Source organism: Gilvibacter sp. (assembly GCF_013214815.1).
Classification (GTDB): Bacteria; Bacteroidota; Bacteroidia; order Flavobacteriales; family Flavobacteriaceae; genus Gilvibacter.
Window position 1 is genome coordinate 1 of record NZ_JABSPU010000060.1, and the last position, 16,053, is coordinate 16,053.

The 16,053-nt window shown below is 44.0% G+C and carries 15 protein-coding genes and 1 pseudogene; 5 read left to right on the forward strand and 11 right to left on the reverse strand.

The window, feature by feature from the left end:
- The first annotated feature begins 6 nt into the window (after nucleotides 1–6).
- A complete protein-coding gene (locus tag HRT75_RS11345; protein WP_291186718.1) occupies nucleotides 7–834 on the forward strand; it encodes a glycosyltransferase family 2 protein in 828 nt (275 codons plus the stop codon).
- Here the strand turns inward: HRT75_RS11345 and HRT75_RS11350 are convergent.
- On the reverse strand, nucleotides 807–1,856 hold the full coding sequence (locus HRT75_RS11350) for a glycosyltransferase family 9 protein (RefSeq protein WP_291186681.1): 1,050 nt from the start codon (nucleotides 1,854–1,856) through the stop codon (nucleotides 807–809). The two genes, HRT75_RS11345 and HRT75_RS11350, sit on opposite strands and share 28 nt — an antisense overlap.
- Nucleotides 1,857–1,897: 41 nt before the next feature.
- Nucleotides 1,898–2,716 (reverse strand): 2,3,4,5-tetrahydropyridine-2,6-dicarboxylate N-succinyltransferase, encoded by an 819-nt coding sequence (locus tag HRT75_RS11355; protein ID WP_291186684.1) that lies wholly within the window; start codon nucleotides 2,714–2,716, stop codon nucleotides 1,898–1,900.
- A gap of 90 nt (nucleotides 2,717–2,806) precedes the next feature.
- Here HRT75_RS11355 and ruvX point away from each other — a divergent pair, with 90 nt between their 5' ends.
- The 4 genes from ruvX to mazG all read left to right on the forward strand — a co-directional run bounded on the left by ruvX (nucleotide 2,807) and on the right by mazG (nucleotide 5,133).
- Nucleotides 2,807–3,220 (forward strand): Holliday junction resolvase RuvX, encoded by a 414-nt coding sequence (gene ruvX, locus HRT75_RS11360; RefSeq protein ID WP_291186686.1) that lies wholly within the window; start codon nucleotides 2,807–2,809, stop codon nucleotides 3,218–3,220.
- The gene (gene def / locus HRT75_RS11365) at nucleotides 3,217–3,807 is read left to right on the forward strand and encodes a peptide deformylase (protein ID WP_291186689.1); all 591 of its coding nucleotides are present in this window, start codon (nucleotides 3,217–3,219) and stop codon (nucleotides 3,805–3,807) included. The genes ruvX and def overlap by 4 nt, the downstream gene beginning before the upstream one ends.
- A gap of 60 nt (nucleotides 3,808–3,867) precedes the next feature.
- Nucleotides 3,868–4,269, forward strand: a complete 402-nt coding sequence (locus HRT75_RS11370; RefSeq protein WP_291186692.1) for a DUF5606 domain-containing protein — start codon at nucleotides 3,868–3,870, stop codon at nucleotides 4,267–4,269.
- An 87-nt stretch (nucleotides 4,270–4,356) separates the two neighbouring features.
- Nucleotides 4,357–5,133 (forward strand): nucleoside triphosphate pyrophosphohydrolase, encoded by a 777-nt coding sequence (gene mazG / locus HRT75_RS11375; RefSeq protein ID WP_291186695.1) that lies wholly within the window; start codon nucleotides 4,357–4,359, stop codon nucleotides 5,131–5,133.
- Here the strand turns inward: mazG and HRT75_RS11380 are convergent.
- The 9 genes and pseudogenes from HRT75_RS11380 to HRT75_RS11420 all read right to left on the reverse strand — a co-directional run.
- Nucleotides 5,117–5,668 (reverse strand): class I SAM-dependent methyltransferase, encoded by a 552-nt coding sequence (locus tag HRT75_RS11380; RefSeq protein ID WP_291186698.1) that lies wholly within the window; start codon nucleotides 5,666–5,668, stop codon nucleotides 5,117–5,119. The two genes, mazG and HRT75_RS11380, sit on opposite strands and share 17 nt — an antisense overlap.
- 86 nt (nucleotides 5,669–5,754) lie before the next feature.
- Nucleotides 5,755–7,689, reverse strand: a complete 1,935-nt coding sequence (locus HRT75_RS11385; RefSeq protein WP_291186700.1) for a DUF349 domain-containing protein — start codon at nucleotides 7,687–7,689, stop codon at nucleotides 5,755–5,757.
- A gap of 108 nt (nucleotides 7,690–7,797) precedes the next feature.
- On the reverse strand, nucleotides 7,798–8,529 hold the full coding sequence (locus HRT75_RS11390; protein WP_291186702.1) for a shikimate dehydrogenase: 732 nt from the start codon (nucleotides 8,527–8,529) through the stop codon (nucleotides 7,798–7,800).
- Nucleotides 8,529–9,542, reverse strand: a complete 1,014-nt coding sequence (locus HRT75_RS11395; protein WP_291186704.1) for a DUF368 domain-containing protein — start codon at nucleotides 9,540–9,542, stop codon at nucleotides 8,529–8,531. Before HRT75_RS11395 ends, HRT75_RS11390 begins: the two co-directional genes overlap by 1 nt.
- Nucleotides 9,526–10,512: a DUF368 domain-containing protein gene (locus HRT75_RS11400; RefSeq protein ID WP_291186706.1), complete on the reverse strand. Its 987-nt coding sequence runs from the start codon at nucleotides 10,510–10,512 to the stop codon at nucleotides 9,526–9,528. Before HRT75_RS11400 ends, HRT75_RS11395 begins: the two co-directional genes overlap by 17 nt.
- Before the next feature lie 36 nt (nucleotides 10,513–10,548).
- Entirely contained in the window at nucleotides 10,549–11,949 is a 1,401-nt protein-coding gene (locus HRT75_RS11405; protein WP_291186709.1) for a tetratricopeptide repeat protein, read from the reverse strand.
- Nucleotides 11,950–12,089: 140 nt separating this feature from the next.
- Complete coding sequence (locus HRT75_RS11410; RefSeq protein ID WP_291186712.1) at nucleotides 12,090–13,274, reverse strand: aminotransferase class III-fold pyridoxal phosphate-dependent enzyme; 1,185 nt, start codon at nucleotides 13,272–13,274, stop codon at nucleotides 12,090–12,092.
- Nucleotides 13,275–15,071, reverse strand: a complete 1,797-nt coding sequence (locus HRT75_RS11415) for an OstA-like protein (RefSeq protein WP_291186715.1) — start codon at nucleotides 15,069–15,071, stop codon at nucleotides 13,275–13,277.
- A 53-nt stretch (nucleotides 15,072–15,124) separates the two neighbouring features.
- Nucleotides 15,125–16,053 (reverse strand): annotated as a pseudogene (locus HRT75_RS11420) (adenylosuccinate synthetase); the annotation flags it as partial.

Sequence of the window (16,053 nt, forward strand, 5' to 3'; positions counted from 1 at the left end):
AAACCTATGTCAAAGCCGCAAATAGCTATTGTTTTAAGCACTTACAATCAACCAGAATGGTTGAAAAAAGTACTTTGGGGTTATGCCAATCAGCAGTTCAAAGACTTTGAAGTGATCATTGCCGATGACGGATCAACTGCTGAAACTAAAACGCTTATTGAATCCATGCGCCCAGAGCTTCCTTTCGAAGTCACGCATGTGTGGCATGAGGACAACGGCTTTCAAAAGACCATTATTTTAAACACAGCTATTAAGGCTGCTAATGCAGAGTATTTGTTGTTTTCTGATGGCGATTGTATTCCTCGTAACGATTTTGTCGCTGTTCATGCTGCTCATCGGGAAGCGGGCTACTTTCTCTCCGGCGGCTACTTTAAACTTCCTATGGATATATCTAAAGCGATCACTCAGGAAGATATCGCTCAGCAACGCTGCTTTGACGTTGCTTGGTTAAAAGCGCAGGGGCTTAAATCGTCTTTTAAGAACAACAAACTCACCACCAACGCGGCCAAACAGAAATTCCTGAATTGGATCACTCCAACCGAGGCTACTTGGAACGGGCATAATTCTTCGGGTTGGTTGTCTGATATTCTCACCGCTAATGGTTTTGATCAACGCATGCAATACGGTGGAGAAGATCGGGAGTTGGGAGAACGCCTCTTCAATGCTGGGCTTAAAGCAAAACAGCTCCGATATACGGCGATCTGTGTGCATTTGGATCATCCTAGAGGATATGTAAAGCCAGAGATGTTGACCAAAAATGCCGCAATCCGCAAAACCACTAAAACGCAAAAGTTGACGCGTACCGCTTACGGTCTAGCTGCGGAAAAGGCGTGATGCTCAGTAAAGGCGCGCAATTTTTCTATTACAAATTCAGCTTGTAATTCGCGATACAATTGTGCGGCTTGCTGCTTGTATTTCTTCGGATGTTTTTTGTAGCGCTCCGGGCGGATATCACTCAGGTGAATGGATTGGTTAAATCCGCTGCGTTCATAACTGTTCCATGCTGATTTGAGAATCCAAGGGGAAAAAATAGAGAAGGTGGGTACGTTAAGAGCCTTACCCATATTCACGGCCCCGCCTTCATTGCCAATGACGGCATGGGTACAGGAGGCAAGCGCTAAGAATTCACGAAGACTATTACCGTAAACATCGGGGCGCAAGTGCTGCTGCGTCTCGGGCGTGCACAGTTCAATTAACTCGTCTAATTGCGCTCTTTGATCAGGCAAATAATTAAACAGTAAGGTGGCTCCAGTATGGCTCACTAGGTCATCCAAAACTTGAGCCATATAGTCCGTAGGGTAGGTCTTTTCCGCACTGCTTCCAAAAACAGAGATCATAAAAAGCAATTGGCTCTCATCGATGCCAGCAGCTGCGAGCTGTTGTTTGGCAATGTTTTTTTCGGTTTCACCTATATAGAGTTTAGGCTTTGGAATTAAAGGAATGTCAATTCCCAAAGTTTCCAGCAATAATGCCCGATTCACCAATGCAAGACCTTCATCTTTGTCTGTCTTTTTGAGTGGCTTTACCGTCTTTCTATAGGCAGATTGTGTGTACCATTTGTAGTAGGAAACGCTTTGCTTAGGTTTGATTGCCTTGGTCAATCTTGCCGAACGCAATTTGGCATAAACGTCTACAACCAAGTCATACCCTTCAGCCTTTAAGGCCTGGGTAAATTCAGATTTGTAATTGCTGTCTTGATCTTTTTGAGGCTGATAGCATTTGATGTTATCCACAAAAGGATTCCCCTGAACAACCGCTTTGGTATTTTCATTGATGAGGTAGTCCAATTGCGCCTGCGGATACTGCTCGCGCAACAACTCCAAAAGGATTGAAGACGTGAGTACGTCCCCAATCATTTTGTGTTGTATTACGAGTGCTTTTTTCAATTCAAATGCTTTTAAACGGCTACGTCATAAGTACGCAGTGCGTCGTTCAATGAAGTCTTTTTATCCGTACTTTCTTTGCGTTGTCCGATAATTAAAGCACAAGACACTTGATAGTCTCCTGCTGGGAAGGTTTTGGTGTAACTTCCCGGGATCACTACAGATCTTGCTGGGATCACGCCTTTGTATTCTTTTGGTGAGGATCCAGTAACGTCAATAATCTTGGTTGAGGCAGTTACCACAACATTGGCGCCGAGTACCGCTTCTCGTTCTACGCGAACACCTTCTACCACAATACTTCTGGAACCGATAAAGGCATTGTCTTCAATGATCACAGGAGCCGCTTGTAAGGGTTCTAATACGCCGCCAATTCCAACGCCACCGCTAAGGTGTACATTTTTACCGATCTGCGCACAGCTTCCTACTGTGGCCCAAGTGTCTACCATGGTTCCCGCATCTACATAAGCACCGATATTGACATAACTCGGCATCATGATCACGCCGCTAGAGATGTAGGCACCATGTCTGGCAACAGCATTAGGAACCACGCGAATACCTTTTTCTTCATAGCCTCTTTTGAGTGGCATTTTATCGTGGTATTCAAAAATCCCAGCTTCTAGGGTTTCCATCTTCTGAATCGGGAAATACAGCACAACCGCCTTTTTAACCCATTCATTCACTTGCCAACCACCGCCTTTGATAGGCGAGGCGCAGCGGAGCTCTCCGGCATCTAAGTGATTGATCACCTGGCGGATTGCAGCGATAGTTTCTGGGTTTTGCAAGCGGGATCGGTCTTCCCAAGCTTGTTCAATAAGCGGTCTTAATTGCTCCATGTTTCTTTTTTTGGTAAAGATACTAAGCTGTCTCGGAATACACGCGGATTGTTTGCTACTAATGGTGAATCCTGTATTTTTGCAGCGTAGATGCCTAGAATTATAGCCATAGACTACGGAACCAAGCGAACGGGTTTGGCGGTTACTGATCCGCTGAGGCTCATCGCGTCTGGATTGACCACGGTTGAAACCGCAGAATTATTGCCCTTTTTAAAGGATTATTTTGAGCAGGAAGCTGTGGATCTTGTGTTGATTGGGCAACCCAAAAGACACGACGGGAGTTTTTCAGATGTAGAGCAGGAGATCGCGGCGTTTGCTTTAAAATTGGCAGAAGCCTTTCCATCTTTGGAGATCAAACGTATGGATGAACGCTTTACCAGTAAAATGGCATTTCAGGCAATGATTGATGGTGGTTTGTCAAAAAAACAACGACAAAACAAGGCTTTGATTGATCAAGTCAGTGCCACCATTATTTTACAAGAATATTTAGAATATCACTTATGATTTTACCTATAGTGGCTTTTGGCGATCCCGTTTTGCGCAAAAAAGCGGTGGATATTAAAGAAGATCATCCTGATCTGGATGTGCTTTTAGAAAACATGTTCGAAACCATGTACGGTGCTCACGGAATTGGCTTGGCTGCTCCGCAGATTGGCCGCTCCATCCGTTTGTTTTTGGTAGATGCAACGCCTTTTGAAGACGATGAGGATCTTCCAGAAGAAGAACGAAAAATGCTCAGCACCTTCAAAAAAGTATTTATCAATGCGCAAATTCTTGAAGAAGAAGGCGATGAGTGGGCCTTTAATGAGGGCTGTTTGAGTATTCCCGATATTCGAGAAGATGTGTTTCGTCAAGAAACCATAACCATCAAGTATTTGGATGAGAATTTCAAAGAGCATACGGACACCTACAGCGGTATTGCAGCACGTATCATCCAGCATGAGTACGATCATATTGAAGGAATCCTTTTTACCGATAAGCTCTCTCCTCTCAAGAAGCGCCTAATCAAGGGCAAGCTCAATAACATCAGCAAAGGAAAGGTGCATATTGATTATAAGATGCGATTCCCAAACCTAAAAAAGAAACGTTAAGGAACTTGGGATTTCCAAACAAAGGGCTTTAATTTGCAGCCAAAATTTAGCTGATTCACTATGAGTTTAGAAAAAATCATGGCCATCTCTGGCAAGCCAGGTCTTTATGAATTGAAGACCCAAACCCGAACCGGTTTTTTGGCACAATCTCTTGTAGACGGAAAGACTTTGAGCGTTAGCGGACGTCATAATGTGAGCCTACTTTCAGAGATCGCAATTTATACCTTAAGTGAAGAAGTGCCGTTGGCAGAGGTCTTTGATAAGATCAGCGCTAAAGAAAATGGCGGACAGGCCATTAATCACAAAAGCTCTAAGGATGAGCTAGAGGCTTATTTCTTTGAGGTACTACCAGATTATGATGAAGATCGCGTATACCCAAGCGATATTAAAAAAGTAGTGCAGTGGTACAACCTGCTACAGAAAAACGGTCACAGCGCTTTTGCTGCTGAGGAAGAGGAATAGGTTAGATCGTTCCATAAAATAATACCATAGCCATCAATTTGATGGCTATTTTCATTTAATTAAATTTGTTTCTACTCATTTTATACCATGAACTCACGACAGAATCAACTTCAAGCTTTAGACCGATTGTTAACCATTATGGATGAACTGCGGGAGCAGTGTCCTTGGGATCGGAAGCAGACTCTGGAATCTCTAAGGCATTTGACCATTGAAGAGACCTATGAGTTGGGCGATGCGATCTTGGATAACGATCTGGAAGGCATCCGAGGTGAGTTGGGAGACCTTTTGTTGCACATCTTTTTCTATTCTAAAATCGGCAGTGAAAAAAAGGCCTTTGACATAGCTGATGTGGCCCACGGCATCTCAGAAAAACTCATTTCACGGCATCCGCATATTTACGGTGATGTCACTGTTGCTGATGAAGAAGAGGTGAAGCAAAACTGGGAAAAGCTCAAACTCAAAGAAGGGAAGAAGAGTGTTTTAGAAGGGGTGCCAAAGTCCTTGCCAGCCATGGTCAAGGCCAATAGAATTCAAGATAAGGTAGCTGGAGTTGGATTTGATTGGGAAGAGCCTCATCAAGTCTTTGAAAAGTTACAAGAAGAACTATCTGAATTCCAGCACGAGGTCAATAAAGGCGATATGAGCGCTATGGAGGCTGAATTTGGCGATGTGCTCTTTTCTATGATCAATTACGCCAGATTTTTAAAGATCGATCCGGAGAGTGCTCTGGAGCGAACCAATAAAAAGTTCAGCAAGCGTTTTCAGTTCTTAGAAAAAGCGGCTGCTGCTCAAAAACGAAGCCTCTCAGAGATGTCTTTAGAGGAGATGGATCAGATTTGGGAAAAGGCTAAGAAAGACGCCTAAAGACGGGTGTACGACCATCTATATAGCTCAACTCAAGCCCTAAGTGTTGGGCAATGTATTCCAAACTCATTTGATGGTAGATAAACACATGAGTGGGGTCATTCTTATAATACCACTTTTCAAAATTGAGTTTTCCGTCATAGAGATCCGTTTTGCAGATCAATTGTCCGTTAGCTTTTAAAAGCTTTTTTAGTTTGACGAATTCCAAATCAGGCTGATGGAAGTGTTCCATGACCTCACAACAAATGATGAAATCATAAGTATCATCGAGTGGTGTTGGATCCGGATGAAAAAAGGGATCGTAAAGCTTTACTTCATAACCGCCTTCTTCCAGCATAACGGCTGCCACCGGGCCCGTGCCAGCACCATAATCCAAACCGGTTTGATCTGTATTGAAATTCTGTGTGATGTGCTTGACAAAAGGAGCTACAAAATTTCGGTAGCCCGGATCGTTCACGTCATTGTTGTGAGTGAGGTAACGTTCTTTTTCTTGATGAGCTGAGGGGATATTATTTGCAGCTCGGAACAAGCCCATGCAGTGATCACATTGCCAAAACTTGTGCAATCTGTCTTGATAAAAAAGCTGTTTTCTGGTGCTATGACATAGCGGGCAGCTCAATGCTAATTCAGGGCTTTGAGTTTACTCATCTTAGCGCGCCAAACCTCAAGCGTTTCTTTGTGTCTCTCAATATTGTCTTGGACTTCTTTGAACAGCGGATTGGAGGCATCGCTATTTTGGAAAAACCCGAGGTTGTTCTCCAATTGATTGATCTCTTGGATCACCTCGTCGATCTTTTTGCTCACATAAATGCGTTCGTTGGTGAGTTTGCGCGGATCATTATGGGCTTTTAGCGATTCCAGCTTAGCGTCGTATTTGATCATCTCTGCGTCTACCTTATCCATATTAAGGCTGTCAAAAGCTTGGTCTAAAGCCTTTTGAAACTTGGATTCAATGTTCTTTTTGTTGAAAGGAACACGACCGGCGGTCTTCCAATCCTCTAGCAGTGATTTAATGCTTTCCAGATCCTTGTCGACATCTTTAGATGCTTTGAATCCAGTCAAGGTATCGAGCAGTGCTTTTTTCTTCTCAAAGGCTTCTACTTCTTCCTTGTTTGCAGCATTGCGCCGGGCGTGCATTCGATCAAAATAATGGTTGCAAGCTGCTTTGAATTCGCTCCAGATCCTGTCGCTGTCTTTTCTCGGCACATGACCGATCTGTTTCCATTCGGTTTGAATACGCTTCATGATTGGTGTCGCCTGTTCAAAATCTTCTGCGTCCTTGTATTTCTCAGCAGTTGCGATCAGTTCCAATTTCTTTTCCAAATTGGTGTACTGCTGTTTCTTTTGATTCTTATAGAAATCGTTTTTATGCTTATTAAAGTCTCTGGTGCTGGCTTTAAATGCGTCCCAGATCTCCTGATTTTTAGAACGCGGAACTTTCCCGATCTCAAAGAAGAGATTGCGCAGGTCTTGTACCTTTTTTATGGCTTGTTGCCAGCCTTGATGTGTAGGTTTTACTTGACTGGTCGTCTCTTTAATGCTATTGATCACCTCCTGCTTTTGCAAGTAATTGGTCTCATAGGATTTCTCCATCTGCTGCTGGGCGTTCATGCGCTTGTCGTGAATGACCTTAGTTGCAGCACTGAACTTCTCCCAAACTTCATCGCGGTATTGCTTGGCCACAGGTCCGAGCTCTTCCTTCCAAACTTTATGAAGCATTTGTAATTCACGAAAGGCTTTGGATACATCTGCATCTTGTGCCAGTTCTTCTGCGCGGGTGATGATCTTTAATTTCTGATCCAGATTGTGCTTGAAATCCATATCGCGGAACTCACGATTCAAATGCAGAAAATCATAGAAATTCTCCACGTGGTGGTGATAGGTGTTCCAAACGGTATTGTATTTGTCGCGTTGGATGGGTCCGGCCTCTCTCCAACGTTCTTGAATGTCTTTGAAATGCTTGTAGGTAGAGTTGATGTTCTCATCTACAGCAAGCAGTCCTTTGAGTTCTTCAATGAGCTCTAAACGCTTGTCTAGGTTGGCTTGAAGATCTTTCTTTAGGTTTTTGTAGTGGTTGTTGAGCTTCTCCTTGTAGTTGAAAAGTAAGGTGCTGAACGCCTTTTTTTCTGGAGTGGAAAAATGAAAATCAACAATGTTTCCGCCTTCGGCTACAAAAGCTTCCTTTTGTTTTTCAAAGGCCTCTTGAAACTGCGCATTGAAAGCTTGCTTTAGCGCGTCTACCTTAGCCTTGATAGTAGATACCTTTCCACTTTTGAGTAATTGATCAAAAGTACTGACCATGTCCGCAGCACTCAAACCGCTGTAATCGACTTCCTCTTCCGCAGCTTCGTCCGCAGTATCTTCGGAATCATCCGCTACCTGTTCTGAGGCGTCTGCCGCCAATGCTGAGGCAGTTTCCTCTGCGTTTGAGGCCTCATCAGATTCTGAACTGGCTTGCTCTTCGACCGGCTGTTCAGCGGCTTTGTTTGCTGCTGAGTCGGCTTGTGCTTTTGGGTCTTCTGCGGAGTTTTCCGGCTGCTCTTTAGGGTCAGACATGTCTTTCAATGTTAGGGTTCGTAGAAAAAGATACTGTTAAGATACTAACTAACCCCTGATTTTGCAAGGCAATTCTGTAGTTTAAAATGGGCGTTAGAAGACTGACTTTTAGGAATTCCAAATTTCCCAAGCCTTTTCTGCTTGACCAACGAGCATTTGATATCCGTTAGTTGTAGCGGCACCAAGCTTGGCTCCATTTTTCATAAAAGTGGTTACCTCTGGATTGTAAACCAAATCAAAAAGCAAGTGGTTATTGGTTATAAAATCATAAGGTATAGCTGGGCTTTGTTCTGTGTGAGGATGAGTGCCCAAGGGGGTACAGTTTACGATAAGCAAATGATCCAAGATCACGTATCGGCTAACCTGCTCATAGCTCAATGCGGAATCTGAGGCTTCTCGAGAAACGAATTGAATTCTAAAATCGAGATTGGCCAAGGTATGCACTATGGCAGCTGCGGCGCCACCTGTTCCTAAGATTAAGGCAGAACGATCTTCTAAGGGTAAAAAGGGTTCTAATGCTTTTAAAAACCCGTAATGATCTGTATTGTAGCCAATCTTACGGCCGTCTGCGGTAATCTTAATGGTATTCACAGCTCCGATGGCCTCCGCTACCGAATCAAGTTCGTCTAAATACGGGATAACGGCCGCTTTATAGGGAATGGTCACATTGAGCCCTTGAAAGGGTAGGGGTTGTTCAAAAAAAGCAGCTAATTCCTCAGTAGATTGCAGGTCCACATTCTCATAAGTGTGGTCAAGGCCTGAGGCTTTGAATTTATCACCAAAGTAGCCACGACTGAAGGAGTAGTCTATGTTCTTTCCTATTAAACCGAATCGAGCCATTAGCGCCTTTTGTAGGTATCATACCATCCTAAAGAGAGAATCAGCAGTACACCCAAGGCAATAAAGACCGCAGCCCAAAGCGTCTCTGCGCTCATCAATTCAGGAAAAAATCGTTCGTAATTACTTATAATCGGATCACCATTGGCATCAATAGCAATGGCGCCAGAAGCGTCGTATTCATAGATCTTGTGTTTCCAAGGCCATACCACGCCAAGCGAACCAGTAATAAAACCAATAATTGCCGCATAAGTTGCTCCTCTAAACCTTTTGAGTACGTAACCCAGACCGTGGGAAAGGGTTACTAAACCGGTAAGGGAGCCTAAGGCAAAGACGGTTAGCACGAGCAGTAATCTCAGTCGTTTCGGATCGTCTGTAAAGGAGAAATCCCAACTGATGATATTCGCAACCGTGTCGTAGAGCGCATTGACCGCATCGACTAAAAGCAAAACATAATTGCCGAATAAGATCAGAATAAATGAGCCGGAAAGTCCGGGCAAAGTCATCCCAGAAACCCCCACAATTCCGCAGAAAAACACAAAGATCAAATTGTCATTTTCTTTGGCAGGTTCTAAAAAACTGATGCTGATTCCCAGCATAGCCCCCACAATAAGCAGGCTTATGGTCTGTTTGTTCCACTTTTTGAAATCACGGCCAATGTAGTAGATCGACCCAATGATCATCCCAAAGAATCCGCTCCAGACATAGAGTTCGTAATGCTGAAGCCAATAGTCAAGTATTTTAGAAACACTGAAATAACTGATAAGCATTCCCAAGATGAGAAGCCCTAAAAACTGTCCGTTGATGTATTCATAAAAACTTCTGAATCTGCCGTTGAGCAGTAGTGCAAAAGCTTTGCTGTTTATTTTCTGAAGCGAATAAATGAATTCCTCATAAAAGCCGGCCACAAAGGCAACAACACCTCCGGAAACACCAGGCACTTTGTTGGCTGCACCCATAGCTAGGCCTTTTAAGACAAGCCAGATGCCATCAGCAAAACTACGCCCCTTTGCCATCTGCTGTCGCGGATTTACGTTTTGCTAGCCATTCGAAACCGAGAATAAGCGCACAACCAGCTACAGCAGCAATTACAGCACCCATTATTTGGGGATCGCCTTCAAAATTACTTGGGCTAATACTTTTTTCAAGTAAAGGAACTTCCAAGCCTTCACTATTGATTCGGGTCGTGATCACTTCTTTCCAAGGCCAAACCTTATTGAGGGCTCCTAGCATAAAACCAGTTAACACTGCCAGGGTAATGGTTTTGTAGTTGTTAAACATCCAATTCAGGATGCCCGAAAAAGCTTTGAGTCCTGCGATTGCTCCAATGGCGAAAATGGTCAGTTTTAAAAAGGAATCCCACATAAGATCCGCTTCTCCAGTTAGTCCATCAATGACTCCAGAGATTGCTCCTATGACAGGTTCGTAAGCACCTAAAAGAAGCAGAATAAAGGCTCCGGAGAGTCCCGGCAAGATCATAGCGATAATGGCAATAAAACCGGCCAAGGCCATAAACCAGAGGCTGTCTTGTGCAGCTATGGGTTCTGCAATAGTAATATAATAAGAGACCACCGCGCCGGCAATCAAGGCAAGGATCACTGGAAGTCTCCAAGCGTCAATTTGTTTACCTACATAGATGATACTGGCAACAATCAAACCAAAAAAGAAAGACCAAACCAGAACCGGGTGCGTTTCTAATAAGTGGGTGATTATTTTAGCCAAGGAAAAAATACTGGTCGCTATCCCTAAAAAGAGGACCGCCAAAAATCCGAGGTTATAATGAGACCACATGGCCTTAAATCCGTGATTTTTCCAGTGTTTGAACAGACCCAGATCCAACTTGTGAATGGTGCCGATCAAAGTTTCATAAATGCCTGTTATGAAAGCTATAGTACCGCCGGAAACTCCAGGTACCACATCGGCTGCGCCCATGGCGATGCCTTTCAAATAAGTCGATAAGTGGGAAATAAGCGCGTTAGAAGCCATAGACCCTTAGTGGAATTCTCCCAAAAATAACGATTCCTAGCGAGAAGCGTTTTCGTATTGGCGAATAATTTTCTGTACGATTGCCTTTGCAAAAACAGTAGGGAATAATTCCTCTATGATGATGCTGTATTCAACATCCAAACGCAGGGCGTTATTCAAATGGAATTGCCCTTTGTTTTCTTCACCCGTCAGGTAATAAAGACCGGCCAAACGGAACTCGATCTCTACAGCATCGGGATAAAATTCAGCGGCTTGATTGAGATTATTGATCGCAGCTTCATATTCGCCCAATTGGATCAGAATGTCAGTGCGCGAGGTCCAAGAATCGATCTCATAATTGCCCAATTCAATGGTTCTGCGGAATCCGTGTTCTGCTTCCTCAAAAAGGTTTAGGTTCTTATTGATCACCGCGTAGCGCTTCCAGTACAAGACATTCTCACTGTCTATGTTCAAGGCTTTGTCAATGTAGTACAGCGCCTTTTGGTAGTTCTTTTTACGGTTGTAATAATCCGTGATAGCGATCCATCCTTTGTCTAAAAGGCCGTCTTCTTCGATACACTTGTGATAGAATTGCAGGGCCAGCTCGTCATTACGAAGCTTCTCATGACACTTTCCAATGCGCAAGAGCGCAAAACTGGTAGGATCATCCAACTCCAAAGTAATGGTGTAACTAGCAATAGCTTCATTGTAACGACCAAGTTTCTCTAGAACCTTGCCTTTTTCTAAATAAGCACCAATAAAGCCATCATCACTAATAATTGCAAAATCATAAGCGGCCAGTGCTTTCTTATATTCTTTAAGCGTATAATATTGTTTACCGACTTGATGCCATCCCACCTCTGAGTACGGATTAACATTTAAAAAGTCGTTTAGATAATCAATGGCCTCCCTGTGCTGCTCCAAATAATCAAAACAATAGATCACATTGTAGAGTGCTGAATAATCTTGGTTATCTATCTCCAAACAACGCATGAAATTGGTTTTCGCTTGTTCAAAATTCTCTAAGAACAAGTATTCCATCCCGATGAGTGAAAGGACATCGGCGGCGTCATTTGTGATCTTCAAAGCTTTCCCCAAAAGCGCAATGGCTTGTTTATGCTTGTCGCGTCTGGACAATACATTGGCCTTCTGGATCAAGATCTCCTCGTTGGAAGATTCCAGACTGTAAAGCTCATCGAGCAAGGTGTCTGCTAGATCCAGCTTGTTTTCGAATATGTAGATCTCTACTTTATACAACTTCAGGTTCGTGGCTGTAGGATGCTGTTCCAAACCGAGTTTGGTCGCTTTCTTAGCCAGAGCCATCTTACCGTTGTCCAAATAATGCTGAATGATCTCCTCGAACTCTTCTGCGTCAAAGAAGAGCACATTGTTGGTTTTCAGCATGGATTCGAAACGGGTAAGTGAGAAGTTAGTAGAGTCCTTATCGCCAAATTGCATAAGCGGGGTTTTAAGTTTCTTCCATATTAAAGTTAACCATGTAAATGGGAGTTCAATTCTCATGCCGATTATGTTGTCAACAAAGTAATTAACAGAAATTTAAGCCTAATAATCGCTGATAATCAGTGTGTTATAAATTTCTATTCGGAATCGATTTTATCGAGGATATCCAAGATGACCTGACAACCTTTCCGAATTTCGTCTTTACTGATGGTCAGTGGTGGGGTTATTCTTACCGCTCGAGGCTCAAAAAGAAGCCAAAAAAGGATCAATCCCGCTTCCTTGGCTTCCAATACGACGCGATTGGTGATTTCGGCACTGTCAAGGATCAAAGCCAGCATCAGGCCTTTACCACGGATTTCTTTGATCTGCGGATGCTTTAGTAAGTCCCTAAAAAGCGCTTCTTTTTCCAAGGTCTGTGGCATAAGTTCAGATTCTTGGATCTCATTGAGAGTCGCTAAAGAGGCGGCCGCAATTACCGGATTACCGCCAAAGGTGGTGATATGTCCCAGTTTCGGCTTGTCTTGCAATTGTTTCATATGGACAGCACTTGCTGTAAATGCACCAACAGGTAGACCTCCGCCCATTCCTTTTCCCATAACGACTACATCAGGGACAAGGTCGTAATGCATAAAGCCAAATAACTTTCCGGTGCGCCCAAAACCCGGTTGAATTTCGTCCAGAATCAAGAAGGCTCCAACTTCTTTACAGCGGGCAGAAAGGGCTTTCAGGTATCCAGCCTCAGGAAGAATAAATCCAGCTCCCCCTTGAATGGTCTCAACCATAACTGCTGCTGTTTTGTCAGTAATGCGCGCTAAATGGTCAAAGCTGTTGAAGTCAATAAATCGGCAATCTGGAATTAATGGCCTGAAGGCGGACTTGCGCTCCTCAAAGCCCATCAGGCTCAAAGAACCCAAAGTACTGCCGTGGTAGGCGTGATTAGCACCAATGAGCTCGCTGCGTCCGGTTACCCTTCTTGCAAGTTTGATAGCGCCTTCAATGGCTTCTGTACCAGAATTTGTAAAATAGGTAGTGTCCAAGGGATCCGGCAAGGCCGCTGCTAACTTTTTGGCTAAAGTAACCACCGGTGCTTGAACATATTCGCCGTAAACCATTACGTGCAAATATTGGTCAAGTTGTTCTTTAATGGCATTAACAACGCGAGGATGCCTGTGACCTAAACTGCAAGCAGAAACGCCAGCCACAAAATCTAAGTGTGCGTTACCTGCAGTATCATAAATATAGGAGCCCTCCGCATGAGCTACTTCCATAGCCAGCGGATGTGGAGTGGTTTGCGCCTGATGTTTATAAAAATCGTCGAGCATTTAGTTTTCTCCGTCCTCGTTATCGTCTGGATCGTTGTCCTTTTTACCGGTCTTTCCTGGGAAGAATTTCTCCTTCTCCTGGATAGCCTTGTCTTGTAAAGTATCGCGTACTTGCGCCTTAGGGCCTTCTGGGTCGTTCAGCAAGTCCTTGGGTTTTAGGTTGGAATATTCAGGGATCTCCAACTCTTCTTCGGGTACATCTTCAAAGAACTCGCCTTCATCTTCAGGTAGCGGTATTCCACGAATTCTAGGGAGCTTCGGCGGTGGTTTGCCCATAAAGAGATCTTCTACCGATTTCAAGCGTTCATCGCCTCGCCAATTAAAACCAGGAAGTAATTTCTTTTCTTCCGGGTACATATTGACAGGATAAAATTTACCTGTTCCGCGATTGATAAACCGAATCCCAATGATGTCCTGATTCTCCAAGGTGATCTGAATACTACTTCCAATTGTATTGTCAATTCCTTCGAGTTTATTGGTGTCTGTGTTGCGCGCATAGTAGACCACTTCTGCGTTTTGATCTACGTTCACCGTATCTAATTCGTTCTCTGTGAAGAGTCCAGTAAGTCTAACTCCGGAAACTTGATTATACCCGGCACTGTCTTTCTGAATCAAAAAGGCATTCTCAAACACTTTGAGCGTGTCCAATTGTTCGGTTACCGTGTTGGAAAGGATGTGAATGGTGTCACCCGTCATTTGGTTTTCACCGCTCCAAAGCACTGGATTGGTGATCATTTTGGTGAGGCCAATGCGCTCGGAGGTATAGATGGAATCACACTTCCCGCTCATATCACTTTTATAAAGTCGCGCGCGGTGGAATCCTTTTAAAATACGATTGTCCTCCGGTCCGGTAACCCGAAGCGTGTCCGCGTGAACATAAATGGAATCTCCATCACGCACGGTAATGGCTACCGCTCTCTTGGTGATAAAAAGCGAATCCTTTTGTCGAAAAACCTCGGCATAATGACCTTTGATCACCGAGTTGTTGACCGTGTCTAAGATCTTGATATTGTTGGTTGCGCTGGCAAAGCTCGTATTCCGATTGAAATAAATACTGTCTCCGTAAAGCGTGCGTGTTTCGTAGTCAATCTTTGAATTCTTTACAAAGTAGCCGGTATCGCCTCGGGTATCGTAATATCCGCGTTCGCAATAAACCGTGCTGGTCTCAGAGACAATGGTGGAAGGCCCATAGAGGTAAGCGCCTCCTGTTTCTGAATAGAAATCCAATTGATTGGAATTCACCGTGTATTCCGGGTTCACGATCTTTACGTCTGAAAGGAATTGATACTTTTTATTTTTGGCAAAATACCGCCCAACATTACTGGTCAGCGTACTGGCGGTGTCAATTACGGTTCCCCCGCTTCTGTAAAAAGCCTGCTGCTTAATACGGTCAAAATAAAGCGTATCCGTGGTTAGCGTGGTTTTAGGTTCCTTGAGTACCACGTCTCCAGTGGCAAAGGCAAATTGGGTGTTTCCGTTGTATTCTGCATAGCGGGAATTCATCACCACGGTATCTCCTTGAGAGATCCGAACCTTCCCATAAGCCTTGACAAAATTCTCCTTGATGTAGACAAAAGCCTGGTCACACCACATTTCAACGCCCTCGTGAACAATGAATACTTGTCCACTGTTGTCTTTGGTGTAAATGACAGCATCTGGGAAATCCTCCCGCTTCTCCAAATAGCCAGATTTAATATCTACTTTGGAGGGTTTGGGATCAGTCTGAGCCTGTCCGGAAAGGACAAAACAAACCAACATTAATGGCAGTAGCGCTTTTATGATATTCGCACGAAGCATGCTCAAAAGTACATAAATGCCGCTATGGGAACTGTGAAAAAAGATATAATTTCCTATCGGTGAATGGTCTGGGTTCTATCCGGTCCTACAGAGACGATCTTGATAGGTACGTTGAGTTCACCTTCCAAGTAAGCAATGTAGTTGTTAAGCGCCTCTGGCAGCTCATCAGCTTGCGTCATCCCAGTTAGATCCTGCGACCAACCTTTCATTTCTGTGTAGATAGGTTCAACATTCTCAGGTTCGATATTGTACGGCAGGTGGGTGATGGTCTCTCCCTTGTACTTATAAGCAGTAGCAACCATCAGTTTGTCAAATCCACTGAGTACATCGCCTTTCATCATCATGAGTTGCGTCACTCCGTTTACTTGAACGGCGTATTTCAAAGCTACAAGGTCTAACCATCCACAACGTCTTGGACGTCCTGTAGTCGCTCCAAATTCGCGCCCAACGCGTCCCATGGTCTCCCCGTAGTCGTCAAAGAGCTCGGTAGGGAAGGGACCACTTCCAACACGAGTGGTATACGCTTTAAAGATTCCAAACACCTCACCGATCTGACGTGGAGCCACACCAAGACCTGTACAAGCTCCGGCAGCGGTAGTGTTTGATGAGGTTACGTAAGGATAGGTCCCGAAGTCAATATCCAATAGCGATCCTTGAGCGCCTTCTGCTAAGATCTTTTTCCCAGCTTGTTGCGCTTGGAACAAGTATTCTTCACTGTCAATGAAGGTCAATTCCTTGAGGACTTTCACTGCTTCAAAGAATTCTGCTTCCAGTTCTTTAAGATCGTATTCGATCTCCGCCTTGTAATAATCAATCATGGCTTCGTGCTTATCGGCCAAGGCACGATAGCGCTTCTTCCAGTCTTTCATTTCAATATCACCTACGCGGATACCGTTTCTCCCGGTTTTGTCCATGTAGTTTGGGCCAATGCCTTTTAATGTCTAACCGATCTTGGCTATACCTTTTGAAGATTCACTCGCTG